Raw genomic sequence first — 26,769 nt, forward strand, 5'->3', positions numbered from 1 at the left:
CGGATTTCCATCCACGGCACAAAGGCCGCCTGAAGCCGCCGAATGCTGAAGCGAGAAGAATTGCACCCCATGAACGGTTCCACCATGCCCGAGACCGACATCCAGCACGCCATCAGTGAAAAGCTGCGCCATTACGGCATCAGCGATTCCCGCCGGCAGCTGATATCGGAAGCGATCGAGAACGTCAACCGCCCCGGGTTCCGGATCGAACCGGGAGCCATCCTTCCGCTCATGAAGCCCGTCACCTGGTTCCCGCCGATGTGGGCCTTCGCCTGCGGCGTGGTCTCGACCGGAGAGAGCGTGACGGAGAACTGGTCCATCCTGCTCCGCGGCGTCATCCTGGCAGGCCCGCTCATGTGCGCCATGTCGCAGACCATGAACGACTACTTCGACCGCGAGGTCGATGCAATCAACGAACCCGAACGCCCCATCCCCTCGGGAAAGATCTCCAAATCGGCCAGCTGGCTGATCACCTTCAGCCTCATCGTCACCGGATTCCTCGTCGCCCTCTCCATCCACCCCTACGTGATGGCGATCGCCTTCGTCGGCGTCCTGATGTCGCACGCCTATTCCGGGCCGCCGCTCCGGGCAAAGCGCAACGGCTGGTTCGGCAACCTCATCGTGGGCCTCGCCTATGAGGGCGTAGCATGGCTGACCGGCAGCTTCGCCATCACCCAGGGCGTCCCTTCGGGCGAAACCATCGCCCTTGCCATCATCTTCTCTCTCGGAGCCCACGGCATCATGACACTCAACGACTTCAAGTCGGTCGTCGGCGACAACATCCGCAAGGTAGCCTCCATTCCGGTGCAGCTCGGAGAGCGCAACGCCGCCATCCTGGCCGCCGCCATCATGGACCTGGCGCAGCTTGCCGCCATGATCATCCTCTTCCGGAATGGCTCCACCGTCATGCTCGGCATCGCCGGATCGCTGCTCATCGCGCAGATTCCGATGCAGCAGATCCTCATCGCCAATCCCCGGCAGAAAGCAGTCTGGTACAACGCCTTCGGAACCCTGCTCTACGTGCTCTCCATGATGGTCGCCGCAATCGGCATCCGACCGTAGGCTAACATTCCGTTTCCTTTTTCTGAAACTATTGCTATATTGCGGTTCGTTTTTTCAACTCCACTAGAGATCGCACCATGTCCAAAGTCTGTGTACTGACCGGTAAAAGGCCCAAGTACGGCAATACAGTCTCGCACGCCAACAACCACCGCCGCACCCGTTTCGAGCCGAACCTCCACACCAAGAGGATCTGGATCGAGGAAGAGAAGCGCTGGGTGAAAGTGAAGCTTTCCGCCAAGGCGATGAAGATCATCGCGAAGACCGGCACCGCCGAACTGGCCAAACTGGTAAAGTAACACCCGCCCGCACCACCAGCGGGGAACCCTGAACAGTTCCTAGAAAGGCTCAATCCCCAAAGGTTGAGCCTTTTTTGTCGATGCAGAAAAAAATCACCATCTATACCGACGGGGCCTGCAGCGGCAACCCCGGAAAGGGCGGCTGGGGAGCAATGCTCATGTACGGCAGCGCCGTGCGCGAACTCTCGGGCCACTCCCCCGCCACCACCAACAACCGCATGGAGCTGACCGCCGCCATCGAAGCCCTCCGTGCCCTCAAGGAACCCTGCACGGTTGACCTCTACAGCGATTCGAGCTACGTCGTCAACGCATTCCGTGAGGGATGGCTGGATCGCTGGCAGCGCAACAGCTGGAAGACCGCCGCGAAGAAGAACGTCGAGAACACCGACCTCTGGAAAGAGATCCTCGAACAGACGGCGCGCCACCGCGTCACCTTCCACAAGGTGAAGGGACACAGCGACAACCCCTACAACAACCGCTGCGACGAACTGGCCCGACAGGCCATCCAGAAATAACCTCAACGGGAAAAGAGAGATGACGAGCACTCCTGAAGGAACCGCCCCCAGACAGAAGCGTTCACTCAAGAAAGGATCCGGGCTCCTCATGGTGATGAGCGGACTCGGCTTCCTCGGCTTCCTCTCCGTCGTCCTCTGGATCAACTGGCCGAAGGATCGCCCCGCTGCCGAACCGCTCTCCCCCTCCGTCCGCTCGATCGTCGAGCGCATCCCCGGCCGGTCCGACGCACTCATCTACCTCGGCATGAAGGATGTCAGGGAGAGCCGGTTCTGGAAGGAGGCGCTGCCCGACTCGCTGCGCGAGCTGCCGATCTTCGAGGCTCCCGGCAAACTGCAGCGGCTGATGACGGCCGCTTCGATCGATCCGGCCCGCGACGTCGACACCCTCCTTTTGAGCTTCCGCAAAAGCGGCTACCGCGACCAGCACTTCCTCTGCGTGGCCCGTGGACCCTTCGCCCGCAAACTCCCCGACTCGCTCCTCCGCCAAAACAGCCGCGAACGGGCCGATATCGCCGGACGGCAGTGCTACGGACTCGACAGCGCGCTCTGGGTGTGCCGCACGGCACCGGACGAGGCCGTGCTCGCCGACAGCCGCGAGATGCTGACCGGGTACCTCAGGCCTGTAGGCAGCTTCCTCGAGCGGGACTCGCTCGCCGCAGCCATGATCGAGAGAGCCGTCTACAAATCCCACCTCTGGTTCGCGCTCCCCTCGGCCGCATGGACCTCCGGCGCGCTGAAAAGCCTGACGTCGAAGAACAGCGACGTCGGCGCCCTCGGGAACCTGAACCGCATACAGCATCTGGCGCTTTCGGTGAAGCTCGACGATGCCCTTCGGGCACAGACCGAGTGGGTCTATCAGACTCGCCAGGCGGCCTGGTTCGCATCCACCTTCCTCTGGGTTGCCGTGAAACTCTCGGCGATCTCGACCGAAAGAACCTCGCCCGAAACGCGTGCCCTGCTCGAGAAAATCTCGATCGAGCAGAACCTCGAATCGGTGATCACCCAGACGGAGCTCCCCATCTCGCTCTTCACGAACAAAGCCGCAGGGGACAAAAGATAACCATACCGGCTGAGACCCGACCCTCAGGGCAGCCGCGAAAGGAAACAGACGCGGCCGCCCTTCCACACCGCCTCCATCCCCTCCGAGAGCTCCACCCGCCGTCCCGGCTGGGTTCCGAGAAGTGATGTGAGCCGGTCGAGCACCGCGGCATCGACCGGGAGTCCGAGCTCCGAAAGCGAACGTTTGAACACCTCCTTCCGCTCGAAGAGCGTCAGACGCCGAAGAGCTCCGACGTCGAGCCACCCCTGCTCCGCAGAGAGGCCCGGGTTCTTTCGGAGCAACCGCTCGAAATATCCCTCGAGAAACTCCTCCAGCTCCCCGGACTGCTCCGAAAGGCGCTGCATGGCCGGACGGAACCGCCCCGGGAACCGCTCCTCGATGAGCGGGATCAGACGGTTGCGGATGAAGTTGCGGTCGTAGCGGTCGTCGGCGTTCGAGGCGTCGAAGCGGCTCTCCACCCCCCGCTCCCCGAGATAGGCCTCGATGTCCCCACGCTGCATGAAGAGGAGCGGGCGGATGATCTGGCCGCGGCGCGAGCGGATCCCCCGCAGCGAAGGAAGCGAAGAGCCCCGGAACATGTTGAACAGCATGGTTTCGGCGTTGTCGCCGGTGTGGTGGCCCGTCGCGACCTTCGTATACCCCTCCTTTTCGAGCAGTTCGCGGAAGTACCCGTAACGGAGCTCCCGGGCCTCCTCCTCCACCGAGCGCCCGGCGGCTCCGGCCAGTGCGAGGGTGTCGAAGCGCCGGACGAAACAGGGAAGGCCGAGCGATTCGCAAGAGCGGCGTACGAATGCCTCGTCGCCATCGCTCTCAGCTCCCCGGAGGGTGAAGTTGCAGTGCACGACGGCGAGCGTACAGCCGAGCGCCCGGCGTACCGCCATGAAGAGGATGAGAAGGGCCATGGAATCCGGCCCGCCCGAAACGGCAAGGAGCACCCGCTCTCCCCGCTCGACGAGGCGGCGGGTGCGGACTTGCTCGAGGAAGCGTTTTTCGGTCGGATTCAGCCGAGGGGTCTTGTTCATGGCTTGGCTTGCTTTCAGCCAATATACGCAAGCCGGAGCGAAAGCCGCCCGGCGAAAAGATCCTCCGTTTTTATGCTGAACGGCCGAAATTCGTTATCATGCAACCAGATAAACTCACCAACCCCGCTTCCGCCATGTTCACTCCCTACGGCCGCTCCACGCTCCTGAAAACCGTCATCATCGCCCTGCTCCTCGGGCTCTCCGGGCTCCTCTTTCCGCCCGCCGCCGGAGCAGCCCTCGCTGTTCTCGCCCTCCTCCTCTCGGGCTTCGCGCTCTGGTTCTTCCGCGACCCCGAGCGCAGCCCTGCCGAAAGCGGCCGAGTCATCCTGGCACCGGCCGACGGGAAGGTCATCCTCGTCGAAGAGCGCGACCACCCCTTCACAGGAAAAGGCTCGACCCTTGTGAGCATCTTCATGTCCCCCCTCAACGTCCACGTCAACCGCATCCCGGTCAAGGGCAGGGTCCGCCTCCTCGAATACCACCCCGGATCGTTCAACATGGCCTTCGACCACCGGAGCATGGAAGAGAACGAGCGCATGGACATCGGCATCGAATCGGAGGCGGGGAAGGTCTTCTTCAGCCAGGTCTCCGGGTTCCTGGCCCGGCGGATCGTCTGTCCGCTCGAGCTCGGCGAAGCCGTCGAATGCGGCAGGCGGTTCGGCATGATCAAGTTCGGTTCGCGGGTCGACATCCTCATCCCCCCGGGCTCGAAACCGGCTCTCACGGTCGGAGAGAAGACCCGGGCGGGAGAAACCCTCATCGCCCGCTACTGAACAGCCGACGGGCTGCGGGGCCGAAAAAAGCTTGCGTAAGGCAGACCTATTGAGTATATAAGTATCAAGGTATAAAGCATTCACTATTTCAACCCCCTTTTTGGAGGAATCAACATGTTTGGACTAGGCGGCCAGGAACTGATTCTCATACTCATGATCATTCTCCTGCTCTTCGGCGCCAAGAAGCTTCCCGAACTGGCGCGGGGACTCGGCAAAGGCATGAAGGAGTTCAAGAAGGCCCAGAGTGAGATGGAAGAGGAGTTCAACAAGGCCATCGACGAGACACCGAAAAAGAAGAGTTCCGCAACGGACGGAGAATAACGCCAGAGAAAGCCCGACACCGGGCTTTCTGCTTCACTCCCATACCCAAGCGCCATGCTTCACAGCCTGTACATCAGAAATTTCGCCCTGATCGAAGAGCTGACGCTGGAGTTCCAGCCGGGCCTGACGGTCATCACCGGCGAAACCGGTGCCGGCAAGTCGATTCTGCTCGGCGCCCTCGGCCTCGTGCTCGGCGACCGGGCCAGCAGCGAGCTGGTTCGCAGCGAAGCCCCGAAGGCCGTCATCGAAGCCGTTTTCGGCAGCGACATCCCCGCCGCCCTCGCCCCCCTTCTCGAATCGGCGGGCATCGAAGCGATGGAGGAGCTCATCCTGCGACGGGAGCTCTCCGCCTCGGGCCAGTCGCGCTGCTTCATGAACGACACGCCCTGCAACGTGGCAACCCTGCGCAGCGCCGGCGACCTGCTCATCGACCTGCACGGCCAGCATGAGCACCAGATGCTGCTCAACCCCCAGACCCATGCCGGCATGCTCGACGGCTTCGCCGGCACCGCCCCCCTGGCCTCGGCATGCAGAACCCTTCAGGATGAGTTGCGCCAGATGCGCCGCGAGTGCCGCGAGATAAGGGAGAACGAGGCCGCCCTGCGCGAAAAGCACGAATTTCTCCTCTTCCAGCAGCAGGAGCTCGCAGAGCTCGGCCTCGGCGCAGGGGAAGCCGAAGAGATAGACCGGGAGATCACCCTGCTTGAAAACGCCGAGACCGTCGCCGAGCAGACGGCCGAACTCAGCCGGATCCTCTACGAGGGAGAACCGGCCATCTATTCGGAACTCGGCCGGGCCCGCCACCTGATCGAAAAGCTTGCGGCCCTCGACGCGCGTTTCGAGCCGCTCGCCACTGAGGCGGAAAACGCCCTCGGCGTCGTCGACGAGCTCTACCGCTTCAACCGCAGCTACACCTCCTCGATCGACTTCAACCCGACGCGGCTTGAGGGCCTCCGGGAGCGCCTGCACAAAATCCAGCGGACGGCGAAAAAATACGGTGTGGAGCCCGAAGAGCTCCGCGGGATGCTCGAGCGGCTCGAGGCCCGGCTCTCGGAAGAGGGATCGGGAGAAGAGCGCCTGAAGGAGTGCGAAGCGCTGGCCGAAATAAAACGCCGGGAACTCTCGGAAGCCTCGGCCGAGCTTTCAGCAAGGCGGCGAGAAGCCGCATCGGGGCTCGAGGAGGGCATCGCCAGCCACCTCGCCGAACTCGGCATCCCGAAAGCCGTCTTCAAGGTCCGCTTCAGGAGCGATGAGGATCCGGAAGGCGAAGTGGAGATCGAGGGAACACGCTACCGCGCCTCGGACGCCGGACACGAGACGATCGAGTTCATGCTCTCGTCGAACCCCGGCGAAGCGCCGCGGCCGCTTGCCAAGATCGCTTCCGGAGGCGAGATATCCCGCGTGATGCTCGCAATGAAGAGCGCGCTCGGCGGCGCCTCGGAACTGCCGACCCTCATCTTCGACGAAATCGACACCGGCATCAGCGGCCGCATCGCCCAGAGCGTCGGCAGCAAGCTGCAGGAACTCAGCCGCCTCCATCAGATCGTCGCCATCACCCACCTGCCGCAGATCGCCGCCATGGGCGCATCGCATCTGGCAGTGCGAAAATCGGTGGAAAACGGACGGACCGCCACAAGCGTAAAGGTGATCGAGGGCAACGACAGGAAGGAGGCGATCGCCGCGCTCATCAGCGGAGAACAGCTCACCGAGGCCTCGCTCGCACTTGCCGGAGAGCTGCTCGAGTCTGCGGGAAACGGAGCCTAGCGGCCGCCCCGGAACAGGGGCCCCCGGTGCAGCCGTTTAGAAAATCGGGAAGATTCCCTTATACTAGGGCACCCTGAACATCCACGATCGAAAAAAACAGAACACCGCATATGTCCACACGACACCTGACAGGCTCCGCCGTTGCGCTGGTCACCCCTTTCCATGCCGACCTCACGGTCGACCATGAAGCGCTCAGGCGCCTGGTGGAGTTCCATGTGGAGGCCGGCACCGACATCGTGATCCCCTGCGGAACCACGGGCGAGTCGCCCTGCCTCACCGAAGCCGAGGAGGCCGAGATCATCCGCACCGTCCGCGATGCGTCGAAGGGACGGGTCATGGTCGGGTCAGGAGCCGGCTCCAACTCGACGGTCGAAGCCGTCCGCATGGCCAGGAGCGCCGAGGAGGCAGGGGCCGAGACCATCCTCTCCGTGGCCCCCTACTACAACAAACCCTCCCAGGAAGGGCTCTACCAGCACTACCGCCGGGTCGCAGAGGCCGTTTCGATCCCGATCATCCTCTACAACGTCCCCGGCAGGACCGGATGCAACATCGAGGCCAAAACCGTCCTGCGCCTTGCCCGCGAGTTCGAAAACATCGCGGCCGTCAAGGAGGCCACCGACAACATGGCGCAGATCGCCGAGCTCCTCGACGGCCGACCGGAGAACTTCTCGATCCTCACCGGTGAGGACCCGCTCATCCTGCCGTTCATGGCCATGGGCGGCGACGGCGTCATCTCGGTCGCCGCAAACCAGATCCCTCGCGAGATCAAGCGCCTGGTCGAAAGCACCCGCGAAGGCCGTCTCGACGAGGCCCGCGAGCTCAACCGCCGCTACCGCCGCCTGCTCCGGCTCAACTTCATCGAAAGCAACCCCGTGCCGGTCAAGTACGCGCTCGCCCGGATGGGAATGATCGAGGAACACTACCGCCTCCCCCTCGTCCCGCTCACCGAGGCGTCGAAAGCAGAAATGGACCGCGAGCTCAAGAGCCTCGGTCTCGTCTGAGAACGACAGGGAAAGAGAATGGAGAAGAGACGAAAAAGGGCCGGCTGAACACCGGCCCTTCGGCATTGGATGGAATGGCGGAAGCGGATCGTCAGCAGAGCTCGGCGAGCGCCTCGGCGAACCGGTCGAGCTGCGCTTTCGTGCGCTTTTCGGTCACGGCGACAAGCAGCCCCTCCTCCCCGAACTCAGAAAGGTCGCAACCGGCGAACACCTTGCGCTCAAGCATCTTCGCGACGATTTCGGAAGGCGCGACGGGCGTATTGACGACGAACTCGTTGAAGAACGGAGCCCCGAATCGGAGCGAGAACCCCGGAATGGCGGTGATGCGCTCCGCCAGGTAGTGCGCCCTCGAGAGCGACTGGCCGGCGACCTCGCGAAGGCCCTCTTTTCCGAGAAGGGAGAGGTAGACGGCGGCCTGCAGGGCGTTGAGCGCCTGGTTGGAACAGATGTTCGAGGTGGCCTTCTCCCTGCGGATGTGCTGCTCGCGCGTCTGGAGCGTAAGAATGAAGCCGTCCTCGCCGTTTCGGTCCTTCGTCATGCCGACGAGACGGCCGGGCAGCTTGCGCACCAGCTCCTGGCGGACCGAGAAGATGCCGAGGTAGGGACCGCCGAAGCTCTGGGAACTGCCGAGCGGCTGGCCTTCGCCGACCGTGATGTCGGCGCCGTAGGTGCCGGGAGCCTCGAGGACGCCGAGCGAAACGGGATTGGCCGAAACGATGAAGAGCGCTCCCTTTTCATGGGCGATCTTCCCTATGGCCTCCACATCCTCCAGGCATCCGTAGAAGTTCGGCTGCTGGACGACGACGGCCGCGACCGTGTCGTCGACGATCCCTTCGAGCGAGGAGAGGCTGCCGACGCCGTCCTGAAGGTCGTTCTCGGCGATCTGGCAGTCACCGGACGCCTCGAGGTAGGTTCCGAGGACCGAACGGTTCCAGGGATGGAGCTTGCCGGCCACGACCACCTTCCGGCGGCCGTTGACGTTCATTGCCATCAGCACCGCTTCGGCAAGGGCCGTGGCCCCGTCGTACATCGAGGCGTTGGTGACATCCATGCCGTAGAGACGGCAGATGAGACTCTGGTATTCGTAGATCGCCTGCAGGGTTCCCTGCGAAACCTCAGCCTGGTAGGGCGTATAGGCCGTATAGAACTCGCTGCGCGAGACGATCGGGCGGATGGCCGTCGGCAGGAAGTGGTCGTATGCCCCGGCGCCGAGGAAGCTGACGTAGTCGGCCGTGCTGCGGTTGTGGGCGGCCATCTCTTCGAGCATGGAGCGGACCTCCATCTCGTCTGCAGCCGGAGCCAGCTCGAGCGCTTTTTTCAGCCGGACCTCCCGGGGGATGTCGACGATCAGGTCATCGAATGTCGACGCTCCTGCTGCGCGGAGCATCGACTCCCTGTCAGCATCGGTATTGACGATGAATGGCATCCGCTTACCCTCCGATCAGTTCGCTGTATGCGGCGGCATCGAGCAGGGCCTCGACCGACGCGGGATCTTCAAGCTTCAGCTTTACCATCCAGCCGCCCTCGTAAGGGTCCTGGTTGACGGTCTCGGCACTGTCGAGTCCGGCGTTGACCTCCAGGATCTCTCCCGCCACGGGAGCGAAGAGGTCGGCCACCGTCTTGACGGCCTCGACCGTTCCGAAGATCTCATGCGCCTTCAGGGCGGTGCCTGCGGGCTTGAGCTCCACGAAGACGATGTCGCCGAGCTCCGACTGGGCGAAATCGGTGATGCCGACAAGGGCGGTCTGGCCGTCCGGAAGCATCTTGATCCATTCATGGTCTTTGGTATAGCGGAGATCGGAAGGAACGTTCATGGCTGAAAAAGGTTACGTGGTTGAAACAGCTGACATACGGAAATCAAGTTAACACTTTTTTCCAAACAAACGCGCGCAGGCCGACTCTCAGGAGAGGCGCTGGCGCATGGCCTCGTAGAGCATGACGCCAGCCGAAACGGAGACGTTCAGGGACTCGACGCACCCGGCCATCGGGATGCGCACCGTCCGGTCGCAGAACTCCATGGCCTCGGGAGCGAGCCCCGAGCCTTCAGCGCCGAGCACGATGGCGGTCGGGCGGCGGAAGTCGGCGTCGGTATAGTTCGTTTCGGCCTCCATGTCGGTGGCCAGCACCTGGACACCCTGGCGGTGAAGCTCCTCGAGGCAGCGGACGAGGCTTTTGACCTTGGCGACCCGCATGTGGGAGAGCGCCCCGGCCGAGGCCTTGTGGACGACGGCGTTGACCGGGGAACCCTTGCCTTCGACGAGGACGACGCCGTCCGCGGCGACCGCTTCGGCGGTCCGGATGATGGCGCCGATGTTGTGGGGGTCGTCGAGCCCCTGCAGCACGACGAGGAGCGGAGCGGTGTTGCGCGGGACGGAGAGCAGCTCGTCGAGGCTGTAGTAGGTGACGGTGCTGATGAGCGCGCAGACGCCCTGGTGCTTCGTCGTGCCGGCGATGAGCGAGAGCTTCTCGAGCCGGGCCTTGCCCGTCACGATCTTCTGGCGTCGCGCCGTGATGAGGATCTCCTTCAGTTTCGGGTGCGAAGTGTTGAACTGGAAATAGATCTTCTCGACGCTTTCCGGCTTTTCGCGCAGAAGCTCGAGGACGGCGTTGCGGCCGTAAACGATGTTTTCGGAGTGCCCGACTTCCGTCATGGGTCTCTATGGGTAAAATGGCAGAATACGAAAAAAACGACCCGGAGGACAGATTCCGGAGCGAGTCCCCGCAAGCGCTGCGAGGCACCCTGAATGTAATTTAAATTCAGCAATATTAGATTTTTTTCTATCTTAACTATTCGCATAGAAACGAATCTCGCCCGGCGGAAGCAACTATTTCCCCTCCATCCGCAGTTGTTTCTGTCGTACAGCACTAGCACAGGCCTTTCCAATAAATACAAATCCAGTGACTGCCAGTATGAGCCGGACATATAAGACCATGGAAGGAAACGAGGCCCTCGCCTACGTCTCCTACCGCACCAGCGAAGTTATCTGCATCTATCCAATCACGCCGGCGTCACCGATGGGTGAATATTCGGATGCATGGGCAGCCGAAGGGCTCAAGAACATCTGGGGAACCGTTCCCAAGATCGACGAACTGCAGAGCGAAGCCGGTGCCGCTGCCGCTGTCCATGGCGCGCTCCAGACCGGCTCGCTGACCACCACCTTCACCGCGTCGCAGGGCCTGCTGCTGATGATCCCCAACATGTACAAGATCGCCGGCGAGCTGACTCCCTGCGTCATCCATGTCTCGGCCCGTTCACTGGCGGCCCAGGGGCTCTCCATCTTCGGCGACCACAGCGACGTCATGTCGGTTCGCGGCACCGGATTCTCGCTATTGGCCTCGAGCTCGGTCCAGGAGGCCATGGACATGGGCCTCATCGCCCAGGCCGCGACGCTCGAGTCGCGCGTGCCGATCCTGCACTTCTTCGACGGCTTCCGTACCTCGCATGAGATCGCCAAGATCGAGGTGGTCCCGGAAGCGGTCATCAGGGAGATGGTTCCCGAGGAGCTCGTCATCCAGAACCGCAGCCGCCGCATGACCCCCGACGCGCCGATCCTGCGCGGCACCTCGCAGAACCCCGACACCTACTTCCAGGGCCGCGAGACCGTCAACAGCTACTACACCGCCGCCGCCGAAATCACCGAGCGCATGATGGAGAAGTTCGGCGAACTGACCGGCAGAAACTACAAGATCTACCAGTACTACGGAGCCCCCGACGCCGAGCGCGTCGTCGTGCTCATGGGCTCGGGCGTCGAAACCGTCCGCGAAACGGTCGAGTACCTGAACAAAAGCGGCGAGAAAGTCGGCGTCATCAACGTCCGCCTCTTCCGTCCCTTCGACGTCGAGCGCTTCGTCGCGGCCTTCCCGAAAACAGTCAGGCAGGTCTCGATCCTCGACCGCATGAAGGAACCCGGCAGTGCCGGCGAACCCCTCTACCTCGACGGCGTCAACGCCCTTATGGAAGGCGTGGAGAAAGGGCTGCTGAAGGCCATGCCGGAGGTTACCGGCGGCCGCTACGGGCTCTCCTCGAAGGAGTTCACGCCCGCCATGGTCAAGGCCGTCTTCGACAACATGGCCGCAGCCTCGCCGAAGAAGCACTTCACCATCGGCATCAAGGACGACGTCACCAACCTCAGCCTCGACTACGACGCATCGTTCTCGATCGAACCCGACGAGATGTTCCGCGCGCTCTTCTACGGCCTCGGCTCGGACGGCACGGTCGGCGCCAACAAGAACAGCATCAAGATCATCGGCGAGAACACCCCGAACTACGCCCAGGGCTACTTCGTCTACGACTCCAAGAAGGCGGGATCCATCACCACCTCGCACCTGCGCTTCGGACCGAAGGAGATCCACTCGACCTACCTCATCTCGGAGGCGCAGTTCATCGGCTGCCACCACTGGATCTTCCTCGAGATGATCGACCTGGTGAAAAACCTCAAGAAAGGCGGCACGCTGCTGCTCAACTCGCACTACGCCCCCGGGGAGATCTGGGAGAACCTGCCGCGCATCGTGCAGGAGCACCTGATCGCCAAAGAGGCGAAACTCTTCACCATCGACGCGTACAAGGTTGCCGGCGAGAGCGGCATGGGCCAGCGCATCAACACCATCATGCAGGCCTGTTTCTTCGCCATCTCCGGGGTCCTGCCGCGCGAGGAGGCCATCGAGCAGATCAAGCACGCCATCAGGGTCACCTACGGCAAGAAGGGCGACGAGATCGTCAAGCAGAACATCAAGGCGGTCGACAACACGCTCACGAACCTCAACGAGGTCACGATCGGCGCAGTCGCCGACAGCAAGAAGACGCTGCGCGCGCCGATCGTCGGCGAGGCGCCCGACTTCGTCTGCAACGTGCTCGCCAAGATCATCGCAGGCGAGGGTGACGAGATTCCGGTCAGCGCTCTTCCGGCCGACGGCACCTATCCGACCGGCACGGCGAAGTTCGAAAAGCGCAACCTGGCATCCGTCATCCCGGTATGGGAGCCCGACCTCTGCATCGAATGCGGCAAATGCGCCATGGTCTGTCCCCACGCAGCCATCCGCGCGAAGGTCTACGACCCGAAATACCTCGAGAACGCACCCCGCACCTTCAAGTCCATTGAAGCGAAGGGCGCGAGCTGGAACGGCATGAAGTACACCATCCAGGTGGCTCCCGAGGACTGCACCGGCTGCAAGATCTGCGCACACATCTGCCCTGCACGCGACAAGTCGAACCCCGAGCGCAAGGCACTCAACATGGCCCCCCAGGAGCCGCTGCGAGAGACCGAAGTCGACAACTGGAACTACTACCTCCAGATCCCGGAATTCGACCGTACGAAAATCAATCCGAAGCTGATCAAGGAACAGCAGCTGCAGGAGCCGCTCTTCGAGTTCTCCGGCGCATGCTCAGGCTGCGGCGAGACCCCGTACGTAAAACTGATGACCCAGCTCTTCGGAGACCGCCTCGTCATCGGCAACGCCACCGGCTGCTCCTCGATCTACGGCGGCAACCTGCCGACCACCCCGTACACCTGCAACGCCCAGGGCCTCGGACCGACATGGTCGAACTCGCTGTTTGAAGACACCGCGGAGTTCGCGCTCGGCTTCCGGCTCTCCATCGACAAGCAGCAGGAGTACGCAGGCGAACTGCTCAGGAGAATGGCAGGCACCGTCGGCGACGGCCTCGTCGGCGAGATCCTCGAAGCCCGCCAGCTCACCGAACCCGAAATCTTCGAGCAGCGCAAGAGAGTTGCCGAACTGAAGCAGAAGATCTCCCAGGTCGACTCCTCCGACGCACGAAACCTCATGTCGGTTGCCGACATGCTCGTCAAGAAGAGCGTCTGGGGTGTAGGCGGAGACGGCTGGGCCTACGACATCGGCTACGGCGGCGTCGACCATGTCACCGCAGGCGACAAGAACGTCAACCTCCTGGTCCTCGACACGGAGGTCTACTCCAACACCGGCGGACAGGCCTCGAAAGCCACCCCGAAAGCCGCAATCGCAAAGTTCGCAGCCGCGGGCCGTCCGGTCACCAAGAAGGATCTCGGGCTCATCTCGATGAGCTACGGCAACGCCTATGTCGCATCCGTCGCACTCGGCGCCCGCGACGAGCAGACCCTGAGGGCGTTCCTCGAGGCGGAGGCCTACGACGGCCCCTCCATCATCATCGCCTACTCGCACTGCATCGCGCACGGCATCACGATGGAGCACGGCCTTGACAACCAGAAAGCCGCGGTCGACTCCGGACACTGGCTCCTCTACCGCTACAACCCGGACCGCCTCAAAGAGGGGCTCAACCCGCTGCAGCTGGATTCGAAGAAGCCGAAAATCCCGGTGACCGAGTTCCTCAACATGGAGAACCGCTTCAGGATGCTCAAGAAGAGCCACCCGGACATCGCCGAGGCCTACTTCGCAGCCATCCAGAAAGAGGTGGACGCCCGCTACGCGCACTACGAGTACCTGGCGGCGCGGACATTCGAGGCCAAGTAACGGCGCTCGACACCAGACAACAAGAAACGGCGGGAACCTCCCGCCGTTTTCTTTTTCATCTCTTTCTTGCCGCCCGTTCAGCCAATCCGGCCAACCCTTCCGATCACTTCGCGCCCCCGGAACCAGCCCGCTTCAGTTCCAGCTCAGCGGCACGCCGCTCCATTGCCGCCGCCTCATCACCCTCTCCCATCGCACGATAGAGCTCGGAGAGGTGGCGGAATATCTCGGGCTCGTCGGGCTCGAGCTCAGCCGCTTTGCGCAACCGCAGGAGAGCCTCGTCGAACGCTCCCTGGCGGTAGAGAATCCAGCCGAGCGTATCGAGAAAGACCCCGCTCAGGGGTTCTTTCGACACCGCCCCTTCGGCAAGCCGTCGCGCCTTTTCCAGCTCCGTTCCGCGCTCGGCGAGGCTGTAGGCGAGGTTGTTCATGACGAGAGCATCCTGGGGATCGAGCACGAGCAGCCGCTCATAGACCGGAATGCTCTTCGTCGACTGCCCGAGCGTGTCGTAGGCGAATGCCAGAGTGCTGAGCGCCCTGAGATGCAGCTCCCGCTCCCCTTCGATTTCCGGGGAACGGAGCGCACGCTCGAGCAGGCGGGCGGCACCCTGCGGGTTGCCGGACTCGTAGAGTACATATCCTTCCAGCACCCGGTATCGGAGCCGCTCGGCAGGGAAATCCCGCAGTGCACGGCGAACCGAGATGAGCGCTTCGGGGAACCGCTCCGAGGCCAGGAGGGCCGTAACCAGGCTCTGGCGCAGGTCGCTGTTCATTCTGTCGAGACGAACGGCCGCCCTGAAATCCTGCACCGCCCCCGGGGAATCGCCGTCCCGCAGGCGCACCCACCCTCTCAGCATCAGCGGTTCGGCATGTTTCGGATGGCGCCGGCAGCTCTCATCGAGCATGAGCCTGGCCGGAACGCGATACAGGGTGTCGGAAACGGACTCCGTCAGGTAGAAACGGGTCAGCTCGAGCTTCTTTGCAACGGTCGGGCGCACCGTATCGTAGAAGGCTGTAAGGTCGGAGCGGAAGGCGGCCATGTCGACGGAGCGGACGGATACCTCGAAAAGCGCCAGCCAGGCCGGAACGAAACCCGGGGCCGCCTGCAGGGCCTCACGGAAAGTAGCGGCCGCATCGGCGAAATCCCCGGTCCGCAGATAGATGCCTCCGAGCGTCAGCCGCAGCCGTCCGTCCCCCGCTCCGCCGGCGATCATCTCCTTGAGGGAGGCGATGGCCTCCGGATAGCGCTGCATGCGGATCTCGAGCAGCAGCACCTGGGAGCGTGCGGTCTCGTTCCCGGGATCGAGCCGGAGGACCCGGCGGAAGACCGCAAGGGCCTCCTCGGGCTCTTCGGCAGCGAGATGCTCCATGGCGAGCCAGCTCAGAAGCTCGGTGTTGACCGGGTCCATCTCCGAGAGCCGGCCGTAGAGTTCCACGGCCCGTTTGCGATCCCCCATCGCATGGGAGATGTCTGCGAGCAGGCCGGTGGAGTATCGGTTGGAGGTATCGAGAGCGAAGGCGCGCTCGCCATATGCCCTTGCCGAATCGAGCTCCCCGAGGGCCAGGAACTCTTTCGCCATGGAAAAGTGGAGCGCCGCATTCTTCCGATCAGCGGAAAGAAGGGATCGGTAGCCGCTGATGGCTGCCGGATGATCTCCTCCGGCGGCAAGGAACGATGCCCTGATGAACGCCTGCTCCCGGGCTGAGGCGAGCGAGTCGACGCCGGCGTCGACCTCGCTTCGACGTGCCGGGGCGGAGCTGCATGCGGAGAGCAGCAAGAAGGAGAAGAGCAGCAGCAGGAGCGGCGCCCTGTGCCGATGGCATTCAGTCGAAACGCGCTTCATCGAACAGGGTTCCGGAAATGGATGAGCTCCCGTCGGAAAAGCGAAGCTGCGCGCGCGGCGTCGCCACCCGCCCCCGAGGGGTGCGGGAGAGGTAGCCCGCCTGGATAAGATAGGGTTCATAGACCTCCTCGATGGTGTCCTGCTCCTCACCGACCGAAACGGCAAGCGACGCCACACCGACCGGACCTCCGCCGAAACGGTTGACGACGGCGTCCATAATCTTCTTGTCCATGTCGTCGAGCCCCTCTTCGTCGATCTCGAGGGAGTCGAGGGTCTTCATGGCGGTCCCGCGGCCGATCGACTCCATGCCGTCGACCTGGGCGAAGTCCCGTGCACGACGCAGCAGGCGGTTGGCGATGCGCGGGGTGCCGCGCGAACGGCCGGCGATCTCCATGGCGGCGTCGCGCTCGATGCCGATACCGAGAATCCCCGACGAACGAAGGATGATGGTTTCGAGCAGCTGGGGATCGTAGTAGTCGAAGCGGCTGGAGATACCGAACCGGGCCCTGAGCGGAGAGCTCAGCATGCCCGAACGGGTCGTCGCCCCGACCAGGGTGAACGGCTCGATCTTGAGCTGCACGGCTCGCGCCGACGGGCCGCTGTCGAGCATGATGTCGATGCGGAAATCCTCCATGGCCGAGTAGAGGTACTCCTCGACGGCCGCGGGCATGCGGTGGATCTCGTCGATGAAGAGCACATCGCCCTGCTGCAGGCTGGTCAGGATGCCGGCGAGGTTGCCCGCCTTGTCGAGCATCGGCCCGGAGGTCGCCTTCAGCGATCCGCCCATCTCGGCGGCGATGATGTGGGCGAGCGTGGTCTTGCCGAGGCCCGGCGGACCGGAGAGCAGCACGTGGTCGAGGGCATCGCCACGCATCCTGGCCGCGGCGATGAACACCTTCAGGTTGTCGGTCAGGCGCTGCTGGCCGGTGAAGTCCTCCATGCGCCGCGGACGAATCTCCTCTTCGAAGCGCAGCTCCTGTATGTCAGCGGGGGTATTGAGCAACTCTATTTTCAAGGCAGGCTAGGGTTTCAGAGCTTGATACGGGGATCGACGACGGCGTAGAGTACGTCGGCGATGAGGTTGCCGAAGACGATGAGGATCCCCGAAATGAACGTATTGGCGATGATAAGCGGATAATCACGCGCGAAAATGGCTTCGACCGTCACCCTTCCCATGCCGGGAAAAGCGAAAATCACCTCAATAAAGAGGGCTCCGCTGAAGATGAAGGGCAGCGAGCTGCCCATGAGGGTGATAACGGGCAGGAGGGCGTTGCGCAGGGCGTGGCGGAAGATGACCAGCCGTTCCGGCAGACCCTTGGCCCGGGCCGTGCGGATGTAGTCCTGGCGGATCACCTCGAGCATGCTTCCCCGCACGTAGCGCGCGATGCCGGCCGCGCCGTTGATGCTGAGCACCGTGACGGGCAGGACAAGGTGCCAGAGCCGGTCGATGGCGAAACCGAGGGGCCCGAACCCTTCGGCCCCCACCTCGTTCAGGCCCGAAGCCGGAAAGAGCGGAAAGCGGAGGGCAAAAAAGATAATCATCATGAGGGCGAACCAGAATTCCGGCATAGAATAGAAGAACAGCGCGGTGATGGTCAGGAAGCGGTCGAGGAAGCTGTTCTGGCGGACCGCCGAGATCACCCCGATGATGATGCCGAAGGTGAAGTTGGCCACGAGTGTGAGCAGGGCGATGGTGACGGTGATCGGAAGCGCAGAGGCGATGACTTCGATCACCGGCTGCTGAGCGCGGCTGAAACTGCGCCCGAAATCCCCCTGGAGGACATGGCCGAGCCACTTGACGTACTGGATCAGGAGCGGGTCGTTCAGACCGTACTGCTCGCGAATCTGCATGGCGACGTTGGGACTGATGCCCGGCTGGATGAAAAAAGCCGCCGGATCGCCCGGTGCAAGCCGGATGATGAAGAAGGTCAGGGTCAGGACGCCGAATATGAGCGGCACGGCGACAAGCAGCCGCTTGAGGATATAGGTCAGCATGCGATGGTTCTAGGGAGCAAAGGTTCCGGAAGGACTGAGCGTCCAGTCGTCGATGTTGTAAAATACACCGGAAATGTTGAGTTCCTCACCTTCGATCCGCCGGCTGAACCCCTGGGTCTCCCTGATCCAGTAGAGAAAGGTGACGGGCTGGTCGCGGTGCAGGATCTCCTGGTATGCCATCCAGGAGGGGCGAGCGTCGAGCGGATCCATCTGCTCCTTGGCGACGGCCGAGAGGCTGTCTATCTGCGAATTGCGGTAGCCCATGAAGTTGAAGCGGCTCTTTTCGAGGTCAGAGCCCCACACGTCCATCGGGTCGATCTCAAGCCCGATCGACCAGCCGGCCATCCAGGCGTCGAGACGGCGGTTCTGCAGGTTATCGAAGAACACATTCGACTCCTGGACCTCGAGCCGGCACTCGATGCCGACCGCGCGGAGGTTCTGCTGGATGATGACGCTCGCGTAGTTGCGCCGGGCGTTGCCCGCGTTGGTGTAGAGAATGAAGCTGAACCGCCTGCCGTCCTTCTGGAGGATGCCGTCCGGACCCGGGATCCAGCCCTCACGGCGCAGGATTTCGGAAGCCTTGCGGGGGTCGAACGGGTAGGGCTGCACCTTCGGGTTGAAGGCCCATTTCAGGGAGGGCGAGATGTCGGTGACGGCCTCGACGCCGTAGCGGCCGAGGTAGCCGTCGATGATCGACTGTCGGTCGATGGCCATGGTGAGCGCACGGCGCACGGGGGCGGAACCGAAGAGCGGATGGGGAACGATGCGGCCGTGCTGGCGGTACTCGTCGCGATCGATGTTCGACCATCCCACATAGTCGTAGACCCTGAGTCCGACGCTCTTGATGTCGACAGGGTTCTTCGCATGCTCGAGTCCCGCGAAATCCTCCGGCTTGATATTTTCGACCACATCCACCGCGCCGGTCTGCAGCTGGGCGAGTCGCACGGTGTAATCCGGCACCACCCGGAACGAAATCTGCGGGATATTGCCGGGCTTGGGAAGGTTCGAACGGTGGTTGCTCCGAAGCACCAGCTCCTGCTGCGCCTTCCAGGACTGGAGCCGGTAGGGACCGGCGCCGAGCGGCTTGCGGTTGAGCGGCGAATTGCGGAACTCGGCCGGCTTGACGTTGCGCCAGAAGTGCTCCGGCATCGGCGCCAGCGAGGTGTGGAAGAGGGCGAGGTACTCGGGAACGGGCTTGTGGAAGCGGAACACCAGGGTGGTATCGTCGGGCGCGGAAAGCGCCCTCCGGAAATCCACCTCGCCCTTCTCGGCACCCTCGAGTTCGGCGAGGTACTGCTGGCGGGGGCTGGCGATCACGGGATCGGCATAGAGGCGATAGGCGAAGAGGAAGTCGCGGGCGACGATCGGCTTGCCGTCGTCCCAGAAAGCGTCGTTGCGGAGCGTGTAGGTAATGGCGCGGTGATCCGGCGCCATCGTCCAGGTCCTGGCGAGCGCCGCCTTGGGGGTCTTTCTCGTCGTCCCGTCGGGCGAGGGGCGGAGCTGCTTTTCGAGCGCCATGTAGTTGAGCAGGCCGGTCGTGGTGTCGAACTCGCTCTGGAGCAGCGAAGGGTAGATCAGGCTGAAGATGTTCGATGAGGTGACCGAAGCACCGATGACCGGGTTGAGGTAGTCGGCGTCGCCGAGAGAAGTCAAAACGAGCGTCGAGTCCATGGCCGAACCGCCGGCATGGCCACGGCCTCCGCCGGAGCATGCGGAGGCCGTGAGAAGCAGAAGGCAGAGCGGCAGCATCAGGAGGCGCCGCACGGCCCGGGGAGCACTGCTCCCCCTATACGAGGATGTCGCCCTCTGATCTTTCGTCATTGCTTATCACCTGTTTTATCCTGTCGGTCAGGGCCTCGGCGGCCACATAGTTCGAATAGCGTTTCAGAAGGAAATTGAGGGCGACCACTTCGATGATGACCGTAATGTTCTTGCCGGGGAAGATGGGGAGCTGGACGAGCGGCACCTCAACGCCGAGGATCTTGATCGACTTGGTATCGAGGCCGAGACGCTCGTACTCCATCTCCTTGTTCCACTCGAGAAGCTCCACGACCACCTGCACGTCCTTATGGTCGCGGATGGCCCGGATGCCGAAGTTCGCCTTCACATCGACCACGCCGAGACCGCGGATCTCCATGAAGTGGTCGATGATGTTATTGCGGGAGGCGCTCAGCTGCGTCGTCTCGCCCTTGCGCCTGATCACCACCACGTCGTCGGCGACAAGGCCGTGGCCTCGCTCGACAAGGTCGAGGGCGATCTCGGACTTGCCGAGGCCGCTCTTGCCGGTCAGCAGCACCCCCACGCCGTAGACGTCGACCATCGAGCCGTGGTACTGCTGGTAGAGTGAGAACTGGTCATCGAGGAAATCCGTGACCTGATAGATCGCCTTGGTCGAGGAGTGGCGCGTCACGTAGACGGGTATGCCCGCCTCGGTGGCCATGTCGAGCAGGTCGGGGTGGAGTTTATTGTTGCTCGTCAGGATAATGCAGGGGACCTTGAAACGCGTAAGATGTCCGAAGGCCTCGAGACGAACCTCGTCGGTGAGGTGGTTGAGAAAGCGCGTCTCGGTGTTGCCGAGGATCTGCACCCTCTTGTAGGTGAAAAGGTTGGTGAAGCCCGCCAGCGCCAGTCCCGGACGGTGGAGGTCACGCTCGAAGATACGCCGTTTCTGCTCATCGACCTCGTTGAGCCGCCGGAGCCGGATGTCATGGGCCCGGCCGATATTATTAAAAAAATAGGCGACCGTCACTGATCGCTTCTTCAGGCCTTTCTGGTCGAGATTCATGGGTCCGGCATCGATGGTGAAGGAAAACTCCTGCAGCCGCCAGGGAGGCCGGAAAGGGATGGCCCCCTCCGGCCCCGCTGGCCCGGCTCAGTGAATTTTCTCCTTGTATTTCTGAAGCTGGCGGCCAAGCGCCGCCACGCAACCGTCTATGCAAAGCTCGTAAGCCGCTCCGGACTCCTTGGCGATGAAATCGTGCTGCGGGACATGCAGGGTTATTTCGGCGTTCTTGTTCTTTTCGTAATCGTTCTTCTGGTGATCGAGAATGACGTGGCAGCTGATGATCGAAGGGTAGAGCCTGGTAAGCGACTGCACGGCGCTGCGGGCATAGTCCTCTATGGCATTGTGGTTATTGGAATGGCGCAGGGTGACATTGATCATGGGCGTGTCGCTTCCGGTGTCTTTGGTCATGACAACCTCCGTGGATATATGGGTGAAGAGAATGAAGGAACAGGGTCCGGGCATACTGCCTCCGGACCGTCAAAGCTTCGATCAGGCCTTCGGGTGGGCTTTCCTGTATACCTCCCTGAGGCGTTCGAAAGTCACATGGGTATAGATTTCCGTCGTCGAAAGGTTGCTGTGGCCGAGCATTTCGCTCACGCTCTGGAGGTCGGCACCGCCGTTGAGGAGGTGTGTGGCGAAGGTATGGCGCAGCGTATGCGGGTTTTTCTTCTTCTGCTCGGTCACCGCGGCAAGATAGCGGCGGGTCATCCTCTGGACAAGCATGGGATAAATCTGTTTGCCTTTGCCGGTCAGGAACACATGGCCTGACTCCCCAGCAGCCCCATCTCCTTTCATTCTAAAGAAGTTTGAGCGGACTTCAAAATATTTTTTGAGGGCTGAAACCGCCTCTGCGCCAAGCGGAACGATGCGCTGTTTGCTCCCTTTTCCGGTCAGTTTCACGTACCCTCCGACCAGGTCCACGTCGCCCATCCCGAGGCCGGTCAGCTCCGAAATCCGAAGGCCGCAGCCGTAGAGCAGCTCGAGGATCGCCCGGTCGCGCAGGAGGGTGAAATTGCGCTCCAGCTCCGTGCCGTGGGCGTACCCCTCCCGGTGCGGAGCCATCGGCACCACCTCCTCGAAGAGCATCGTAGTCTCGGCTTCGGTCAGAAATGCAGGAACGGGGCGGCTGAAGCGCGGCACGGATACGGAAGAAAGCGCGCTCTCAGAGATCCGCCCGGACTCGTGGAGATAGCGGAAGAAACTTTTCAGCGAAGCCAGCTTGCGGGCGATGGAGCGCTGTGTGATGCCGCGCCGGAGCAGCTCGCCCATGAAAAGGCGCACAAAGGCGGGAGTGACGAGGGAGGGATCGAAGTCCGCGCCGGCGGAAGCACCGGCGTTGCGGACATAAAAATCGAAAAACTGTCGAAGGTCGGTGCGGTAGGCGACGACCGTCGTCTTCGACAGGTTCCTGCGCCCGCGCCCGGAGAGCAGGAACTCTTCGAGGAGGCGCTCTATGGGTGAAGCCGGCCGATCCATCAGCAGTGCGGGAAGAGAGGGTTCGGATGCGGGAACCGGGCTCAAGAAAAAGGCAGTGCGACGAGCTCCCGTTTCTCTTTAATGTAGTACAATTTATCCCCCCTCCGGAGGAAATTGTTCCGCGCCGGCATGAGGCCGCGCTCCTCCATCACGTCGCCGTACACCTCCCGGCCATCCTTCCAGATCCGCAAACTCGAACGCCACCCGCCATGCTGCGACTCATGGAAGGCCCCGGCAACACATCCGCCAGAGACGATCGACTCGCCGCCCTCCCGGCCGTCGGGCAGCCGCACGCCCTCATCGGGAAGGCTGATCCCCTGGCGCTCCTCCTCGCTCGAAGCCCTCATGCGGTGCGAAGCCGCATCGAGAGAAGGACGCTCCTCGCCCGTCAGCGGGTCGAGCAACAGGTAGGTCCGCTCGGGAAATCCGGCGAAGGAGGTCTGGCGGCAGGCCAGGATCCCTTCCGGCAGATGGGCGGCATGCTCAAGATCGGGCCGCGACCATGCGTGCCTGCCGCTCTCTGCCTCCAGGGCCCAGATTCCGCGGTGCAGAGGGCTCCCCTCCTGCCATGCATGGAGGTAGACCAGCTGCTCGTGGGTCGACTCGATGCCGACGAGCCAGCCACCGCCGATCGGCTCACCGGAAAGCGGATCCAGCGGCTGGAAGTCGTCGAGCAGCACCTTGCCGGAGGAGGGGTCGAGGGAAAAAAAGAGGGAACGGCGCTCCGCCGCAAGGCGTTTCTGGCCGAAGATGGTGCCCGAAAGGGTAAAGGAGAGCTGCCAGAGCAGTGCACCGGCGTCATACCGCCAGGCCGGCCGGTGTTGCTTTGCGCTCCCCATCTCAGCGGGTCAGCCGGTAGATGTTGACCGCCACGGGCTTGCCCTCCCCGCGATGTTCGCGGGCGTGGGCCGTCACCGAAAAACCGTTCTCGGCGGCCAGTTCGAGGAACTGCTCGGCGAGGCGACGGCGGGGATCGGCGATATAGGCGCAGCCGTCCGGCTTGAGCAGCCGGTCGATCGAAAGCAGGATCGGCAGAAGATTTACCCGCTCATAGAGCACGTCGGCGGCAAGAAGCGTATCGAAACGCTCCTCAAGGCGCACGTTGCGCCAGTCGAGCCGTTCGACTTCGAGCCGCACGTCGTTTTTAAGGGCGTTGCAGCGGATGAAGCGCAGCGCCTCGATCGAGTAGTCTGTAGCCACCACGCCGGCACCGAGCGAAGCCGCGACGACCGAAACGAGGCCGGTACCCGCACCGATCTCAACCACCCGCTTCCCTGAAAGGGGAACCGACTCCGAGAGGAAATCACAGAGCGCCAGGGCGGATGGCCAGATCTCGGCCCAGTAGGGCATCTGTTCGTCCTTGAGGAACTCCTCGGGATCGATCCGATCAAGCAGGGCGTAGCTGTCCTTGACGCTGGTGAAGCTGAACTGACGGCTGCCGATGCGGCAGTCGGTCTCGAGCAGCTCGTACTCCCGGGCCAGTTCGGCCATAAGCCGGCCCGGCCCGCCGTTGTTCTCTTCAGCCGAAATCGTCATCCTGCAACGCAATGGGGTTCAACAAAAAAATCAAACGGAATGTACTGAAAATCACTCTGGATTTCTATTTTTCCAGCACACCGGCTACTTCGGGCGCCGAGAGCCCGTGACAACCATAAACACCCTGCTCCCATGAAAAGAGAGATCCTGGAAGTCTTCGACAACACCTACCCGGAACGCGACTATACGATCGAGATCGTCAACCCCGAGTTCACCTCGGTCTGCCCCAAGACGGGACTGCCCGACTTCGGCACCATCACCGTCAGCTACATTCCCGACAGGACCTGCATCGAGCTCAAGTCGCTGAAGTACTACTTCCTCGAGTTCCGCAACGCCGGCATCTTCTACGAGAACGTCACCAACCGGATCCTCGACGACCTCGTCGCAGCCTGCAGCCCCCGCAGCATGACCGTCAGGACCGAGTGGAAAGCCCGGGGCGGCATCACCGAAACCGTCACGGTCAGCCACAACGCATCGAACTGAGTGCACCCGGGCGGCAGCGGAAAAACGGACTGGACGCAGAAAAGCCCCGGAGGAACACTTCGGGGCTTTTCATTTGCCGTTCGGGCAGAACCTTGTGCCGGCCTCAGAACTTCTCGGTCAGGTAGATCATGATGTCGGTGGCCTCGCCGTCGGAGATGCCGGAACCGGGATAGTCCTGCATGCGCTTGACGATGATGTCGACCTTGCCGGTCTTCTTGTACTTGGTGCGGAGGGCGTCCTCTACGGAACCGAGCGTATGGCACTTGTTGCAGCGGCCGTCGGTCAGGTCCTTGGCTGCCGCGAAGTCGAAGCCTTCGGGTGCGGGAGGCACGTTGGTGGTGGCTGCCGGCTGGTTGAGGAATGCGGTAAGGTCTTCAACGGTGCGGATGTACTCGCCATCGAGCGTCGTAGTGCGACCCGTGGTGGAGAGCAGGATGCCGGAAGGACGGAGCCAGAGAACTGCGAACATCACGGCGACGATTGCGATGATGCTCAGCGGAAGGCTCAGGAACCACTTGTCGCTGACCTTCGAAGAGATCTTGCCGAACCCGCGGATGATGAGCGAGGCGCAGAGAATGAGCATGAACCAGCCGGTAAAGGAACGGAGCGGGGTCAGAACCGAAGAGATGTTCTCTGCCGGAACCTTGAAACCGGTCAGAAACGACACTCCGAAAAACAAAGCCCCCATCAGAGCCGCGCCACCGAATGCAAGGGCGATAAGCTTACCGTTTGATTTGTTGTCCATGACTGGTAATGAATTAGGAGTTAGTGGCTTACCATAAGATTATTGAGTAAGATAAACATAAATCGCATAGGCGGCAAACATTAACCGCAAAAACCCCGGCGAGGAGGGCGGCTCCCCGGGAGAGCCGTCTCAGCGGCCAGCCTCTCGCCGTCGGATGCAGTCGGCAGGCGGGGAGGGGATTTCATAAATCCCGAGCAAAGAATATATTAGGGGCTTTCCAGCCAGAATTTCGCACAACCGCAACCCTCCGCCAAATGACACGGAAGCATACCATTCTCACCGCCCCGCTCCTTGCCGCGGCACTCTTCATATCGGCTCCCGCAGCGCCCGCAAGGGCTGCAGGAACCGTCGAGGAACGCATCGCCAGCCTCGAGCGCGAACTGGCCGAACTCAAGGCCCTGCTGCAGGCGCGCCCAACCGCCGAAACAGCAACCCAAGCACCTGCACCGGCCCCGCCGGCGCCCGACATGCAAAGCCCGGCAGTCACCGCAGCTCCCGGCGTCAAGGTCCGCCTCTACGGCTTCGCCCGCTTCGACGGGGCCTACGACACCGGCAGGCTTTTCCCAGGCAACATCGCCCTCTACGCGCAGCCCGGCAGCGACAGCGACGCGGAATGGAGCCTCACCGGCAACGCGAGCCGCATCGGCATGGACCTCTCCGGCCCGGACACCGGGAAGATGAAGCTCTCGGGGAAGATCGAGTTCGACTTCTTCGGAAAAGGAGGTGACGAAAACGCTGCAGCGCCCCGCCTCCGCCACGGCTACCTGAAGGCCTACTGGCCCGAAAGCGACTTCAGCATCCTCGCCGGCCAGACCTGGGACGTGAACTCCTCGCTCATCCCCTTCGTCGACGACGCCGGCCTCATGTGGAACGCCGGCAACATCGGAGGGCGTCACGCCCAGCTGCGACTCACCAAGGGCTTCAGGGCCGGCGACACGGAACGTGTAGAGGTGGCTGTCGCCGCTGCACGCACCATCGGTGACACAAACAGCATTACCGGCGTAGCAACCGACAACGGCAAAGACGCCAACATCCCGACCATCCAGGGCCGCGTGGCCCTCTCCACCCCGATCCTCGTGGCCGACAAGCCCGCAACGATCGCGGTTTCGGGTCACTACGGCCAGGAGCAGTGGGACACGGACGCCTCGAACACCTCCGTAGCCGCCGACACCTGGTCGGCAAGCCTCGAGCTTTCCATGCCACTTACCGACAAGCTCCTTTTTGCCGGCGAATGCTTCACCGGAGCCAACCTCGAGAACTACTGGGGCGGTATCGGGCAAAGCCTCGGCTCGACCGGCAATGAAACCCGCGCAGAGGGCGGATGGGCGGCCATGCGCTACACCCTCTCCCCCACCACCACGGTGGCGTTCGGCGGCGGCATCGACGATCCGGACGACAGCGACCTCGCTGCAGCCGGCCGAGCCTTCAACCGGACGATCTTCGCCAACGTGCTGGAGAGCATCACGCCGAACTTCATCATCGGCCTGCAGCTCTCGGAGTGGAAGACCGGCTATGTCGGCGGCAGCGACAGCGACGTATGGAGGACCCAGACCTCCCTCACCTACAAGTTCTGAAAAAGGGAGTGCATCCCTGCCCCCTCCGGGGCGGAAACAGCACGAGCCGCAGGGAT

The 26,769-nt window shown here is 62.6% G+C and carries 25 protein-coding genes; 11 read left to right on the plus strand and 14 right to left on the minus strand.

Features of this window, described 5'->3' with window-relative positions; translation table 11 throughout:
- The first annotated feature begins 69 nt into the window (after positions 1-69).
- The 4 genes from chlG to E0L29_RS02310 all read left to right on the plus strand — a co-directional run bounded on the left by chlG (position 70) and on the right by E0L29_RS02310 (position 2,933).
- Entirely contained in the window at positions 70-1,062 is a 993-nt protein-coding gene (gene chlG, locus E0L29_RS02295) for a chlorophyll synthase ChlG (protein ID WP_131354110.1), read from the plus strand.
- A 77-nt stretch (positions 1,063-1,139) separates the two neighbouring features.
- Entirely contained in the window at positions 1,140-1,358 is a 219-nt protein-coding gene (rpmB, locus tag E0L29_RS02300; RefSeq protein ID WP_131354112.1) for a 50S ribosomal protein L28, read from the plus strand.
- A gap of 80 nt (positions 1,359-1,438) precedes the next feature.
- Positions 1,439-1,873, plus strand: a complete 435-nt coding sequence (rnhA, locus tag E0L29_RS02305; protein ID WP_131354114.1) for a ribonuclease HI — start codon at positions 1,439-1,441, stop codon at positions 1,871-1,873.
- Between the two features lie 19 nt (positions 1,874-1,892).
- The gene (locus E0L29_RS02310) at positions 1,893-2,933 is read left to right on the plus strand and encodes a hypothetical protein (protein ID WP_131354116.1); all 1,041 of its coding nucleotides are present in this window, start codon (positions 1,893-1,895) and stop codon (positions 2,931-2,933) included.
- Positions 2,934-2,956: 23 nt separating this feature from the next.
- Here E0L29_RS02310 and tilS read toward each other — a convergent pair whose 3' ends face one another.
- Positions 2,957-3,955, minus strand: a complete 999-nt coding sequence (gene tilS, locus E0L29_RS02315) for a tRNA lysidine(34) synthetase TilS (protein ID WP_131354118.1) — start codon at positions 3,953-3,955, stop codon at positions 2,957-2,959.
- 134 nt (positions 3,956-4,089) lie between these two features.
- Here tilS and E0L29_RS02320 point away from each other — a divergent pair, with 134 nt between their 5' ends.
- The 4 genes from E0L29_RS02320 (at position 4,090) to dapA (ending at position 7,814) form a co-directional block, all read left to right on the plus strand.
- A complete protein-coding gene (locus E0L29_RS02320) occupies positions 4,090-4,728 on the plus strand; it encodes a phosphatidylserine decarboxylase (RefSeq protein WP_131354705.1) in 639 nt (212 codons plus the stop codon).
- A gap of 114 nt (positions 4,729-4,842) precedes the next feature.
- On the plus strand, positions 4,843-5,049 hold the full coding sequence (locus tag E0L29_RS02325; protein ID WP_131354120.1) for a twin-arginine translocase TatA/TatE family subunit: 207 nt from the start codon (positions 4,843-4,845) through the stop codon (positions 5,047-5,049).
- Positions 5,050-5,103: 54 nt separating this feature from the next.
- Positions 5,104-6,813: a DNA repair protein RecN gene (gene recN / locus E0L29_RS02330; protein WP_131354122.1), complete on the plus strand. Its 1,710-nt coding sequence runs from the start codon at positions 5,104-5,106 to the stop codon at positions 6,811-6,813.
- A 110-nt stretch (positions 6,814-6,923) separates the two neighbouring features.
- Positions 6,924-7,814, plus strand: a complete 891-nt coding sequence (gene dapA / locus E0L29_RS02335) for a 4-hydroxy-tetrahydrodipicolinate synthase (protein ID WP_131354124.1) — start codon at positions 6,924-6,926, stop codon at positions 7,812-7,814.
- Positions 7,815-7,905: 91 nt separating this feature from the next.
- On the opposite strand, the gene gcvPA is transcribed toward dapA, so the two are convergent.
- The 3 genes from gcvPA to rlmB form a co-directional block, all read right to left on the minus strand.
- On the minus strand, positions 7,906-9,240 hold the full coding sequence (gene gcvPA / locus E0L29_RS02340) for an aminomethyl-transferring glycine dehydrogenase subunit GcvPA (RefSeq protein ID WP_131354126.1): 1,335 nt from the start codon (positions 9,238-9,240) through the stop codon (positions 7,906-7,908).
- 4 nt (positions 9,241-9,244) lie between these two features.
- On the minus strand, positions 9,245-9,628 hold the full coding sequence (gene gcvH, locus E0L29_RS02345; protein WP_131354128.1) for a glycine cleavage system protein GcvH: 384 nt from the start codon (positions 9,626-9,628) through the stop codon (positions 9,245-9,247).
- Positions 9,629-9,715: 87 nt separating this feature from the next.
- On the minus strand, positions 9,716-10,465 hold the full coding sequence (gene rlmB / locus E0L29_RS02350) for a 23S rRNA (guanosine(2251)-2'-O)-methyltransferase RlmB (protein ID WP_131354130.1): 750 nt from the start codon (positions 10,463-10,465) through the stop codon (positions 9,716-9,718).
- A 259-nt stretch (positions 10,466-10,724) separates the two neighbouring features.
- Between rlmB and nifJ the strand changes: the two genes are divergently transcribed.
- Positions 10,725-14,279: a pyruvate:ferredoxin (flavodoxin) oxidoreductase gene (gene nifJ / locus E0L29_RS02355; protein WP_131354132.1), complete on the plus strand. Its 3,555-nt coding sequence runs from the start codon at positions 10,725-10,727 to the stop codon at positions 14,277-14,279.
- A gap of 103 nt (positions 14,280-14,382) precedes the next feature.
- On the opposite strand, the gene E0L29_RS02360 is transcribed toward nifJ, so the two are convergent.
- The 9 genes from E0L29_RS02360 to E0L29_RS02400 all read right to left on the minus strand — a co-directional run bounded on the left by E0L29_RS02360 (position 14,383) and on the right by E0L29_RS02400 (position 23,911).
- Positions 14,383-16,119 (minus strand): tetratricopeptide repeat protein, encoded by a 1,737-nt coding sequence (locus E0L29_RS02360; protein WP_131354134.1) that lies wholly within the window; start codon positions 16,117-16,119, stop codon positions 14,383-14,385.
- A complete protein-coding gene (ruvB, locus tag E0L29_RS02365; protein WP_131354136.1) occupies positions 16,100-17,134 on the minus strand; it encodes a Holliday junction branch migration DNA helicase RuvB in 1,035 nt (344 codons plus the stop codon). Before ruvB ends, E0L29_RS02360 begins: the two co-directional genes overlap by 20 nt.
- A 14-nt stretch (positions 17,135-17,148) precedes the next feature.
- Positions 17,149-18,114 carry an ABC transporter permease gene (locus E0L29_RS02370; protein WP_131354138.1) on the minus strand — a complete coding sequence of 322 codons (966 nt, stop codon included), beginning with the start codon at positions 18,112-18,114 and terminating at the stop codon, positions 17,149-17,151.
- A 9-nt stretch (positions 18,115-18,123) separates the two neighbouring features.
- Entirely contained in the window at positions 18,124-19,863 is a 1,740-nt protein-coding gene (locus E0L29_RS02375) for a peptide-binding protein (protein ID WP_131354707.1), read from the minus strand.
- Positions 19,864-19,900: 37 nt separating this feature from the next.
- Positions 19,901-20,899, minus strand: coding sequence for an HPr(Ser) kinase/phosphatase (gene hprK, locus E0L29_RS02380; RefSeq protein WP_131354140.1), 999 nt, complete (start codon positions 20,897-20,899; stop codon positions 19,901-19,903).
- Positions 20,900-20,986: 87 nt separating this feature from the next.
- Positions 20,987-21,307 carry an HPF/RaiA family ribosome-associated protein gene (locus E0L29_RS02385; RefSeq protein ID WP_131354142.1) on the minus strand — a complete coding sequence of 107 codons (321 nt, stop codon included), beginning with the start codon at positions 21,305-21,307 and terminating at the stop codon, positions 20,987-20,989.
- An 81-nt stretch (positions 21,308-21,388) separates the two neighbouring features.
- The gene (locus tag E0L29_RS02390; RefSeq protein ID WP_131354144.1) at positions 21,389-22,375 is read right to left on the minus strand and encodes a tyrosine-type recombinase/integrase; all 987 of its coding nucleotides are present in this window, start codon (positions 22,373-22,375) and stop codon (positions 21,389-21,391) included.
- Positions 22,376-22,416: 41 nt separating this feature from the next.
- On the minus strand, positions 22,417-23,214 hold the full coding sequence (locus E0L29_RS02395) for a hypothetical protein (protein WP_131354146.1): 798 nt from the start codon (positions 23,212-23,214) through the stop codon (positions 22,417-22,419).
- Position 23,215: 1 nt separating this feature from the next.
- Entirely contained in the window at positions 23,216-23,911 is a 696-nt protein-coding gene (locus E0L29_RS02400; protein WP_131354148.1) for a methyltransferase domain-containing protein, read from the minus strand.
- Positions 23,912-24,043: 132 nt separating this feature from the next.
- On the opposite strand from E0L29_RS02400, the gene queF reads away from it, so the two are divergent.
- Entirely contained in the window at positions 24,044-24,394 is a 351-nt protein-coding gene (gene queF, locus E0L29_RS02405; RefSeq protein ID WP_131354149.1) for a preQ(1) synthase, read from the plus strand.
- Between the two features lie 103 nt (positions 24,395-24,497).
- Here queF and E0L29_RS02410 read toward each other — a convergent pair whose 3' ends face one another.
- Positions 24,498-25,139, minus strand: coding sequence for a photosystem P840 reaction-center cytochrome c-551 (locus tag E0L29_RS02410; protein ID WP_131354151.1), 642 nt, complete (start codon positions 25,137-25,139; stop codon positions 24,498-24,500).
- A 254-nt stretch (positions 25,140-25,393) separates the two neighbouring features.
- Here E0L29_RS02410 and E0L29_RS02415 point away from each other — a divergent pair, with 254 nt between their 5' ends.
- Positions 25,394-26,713, plus strand: coding sequence for a DcaP family trimeric outer membrane transporter (locus tag E0L29_RS02415; RefSeq protein ID WP_131354153.1), 1,320 nt, complete (start codon positions 25,394-25,396; stop codon positions 26,711-26,713).
- Positions 26,714-26,769: the final 56 nt, after the last annotated feature.

It is taken from the genome of Chlorobium sp. N1 (genome assembly GCF_004332115.1).
GTDB lineage: Bacteria > Bacteroidota > Chlorobiia > Chlorobiales > Chlorobiaceae > Chlorobium.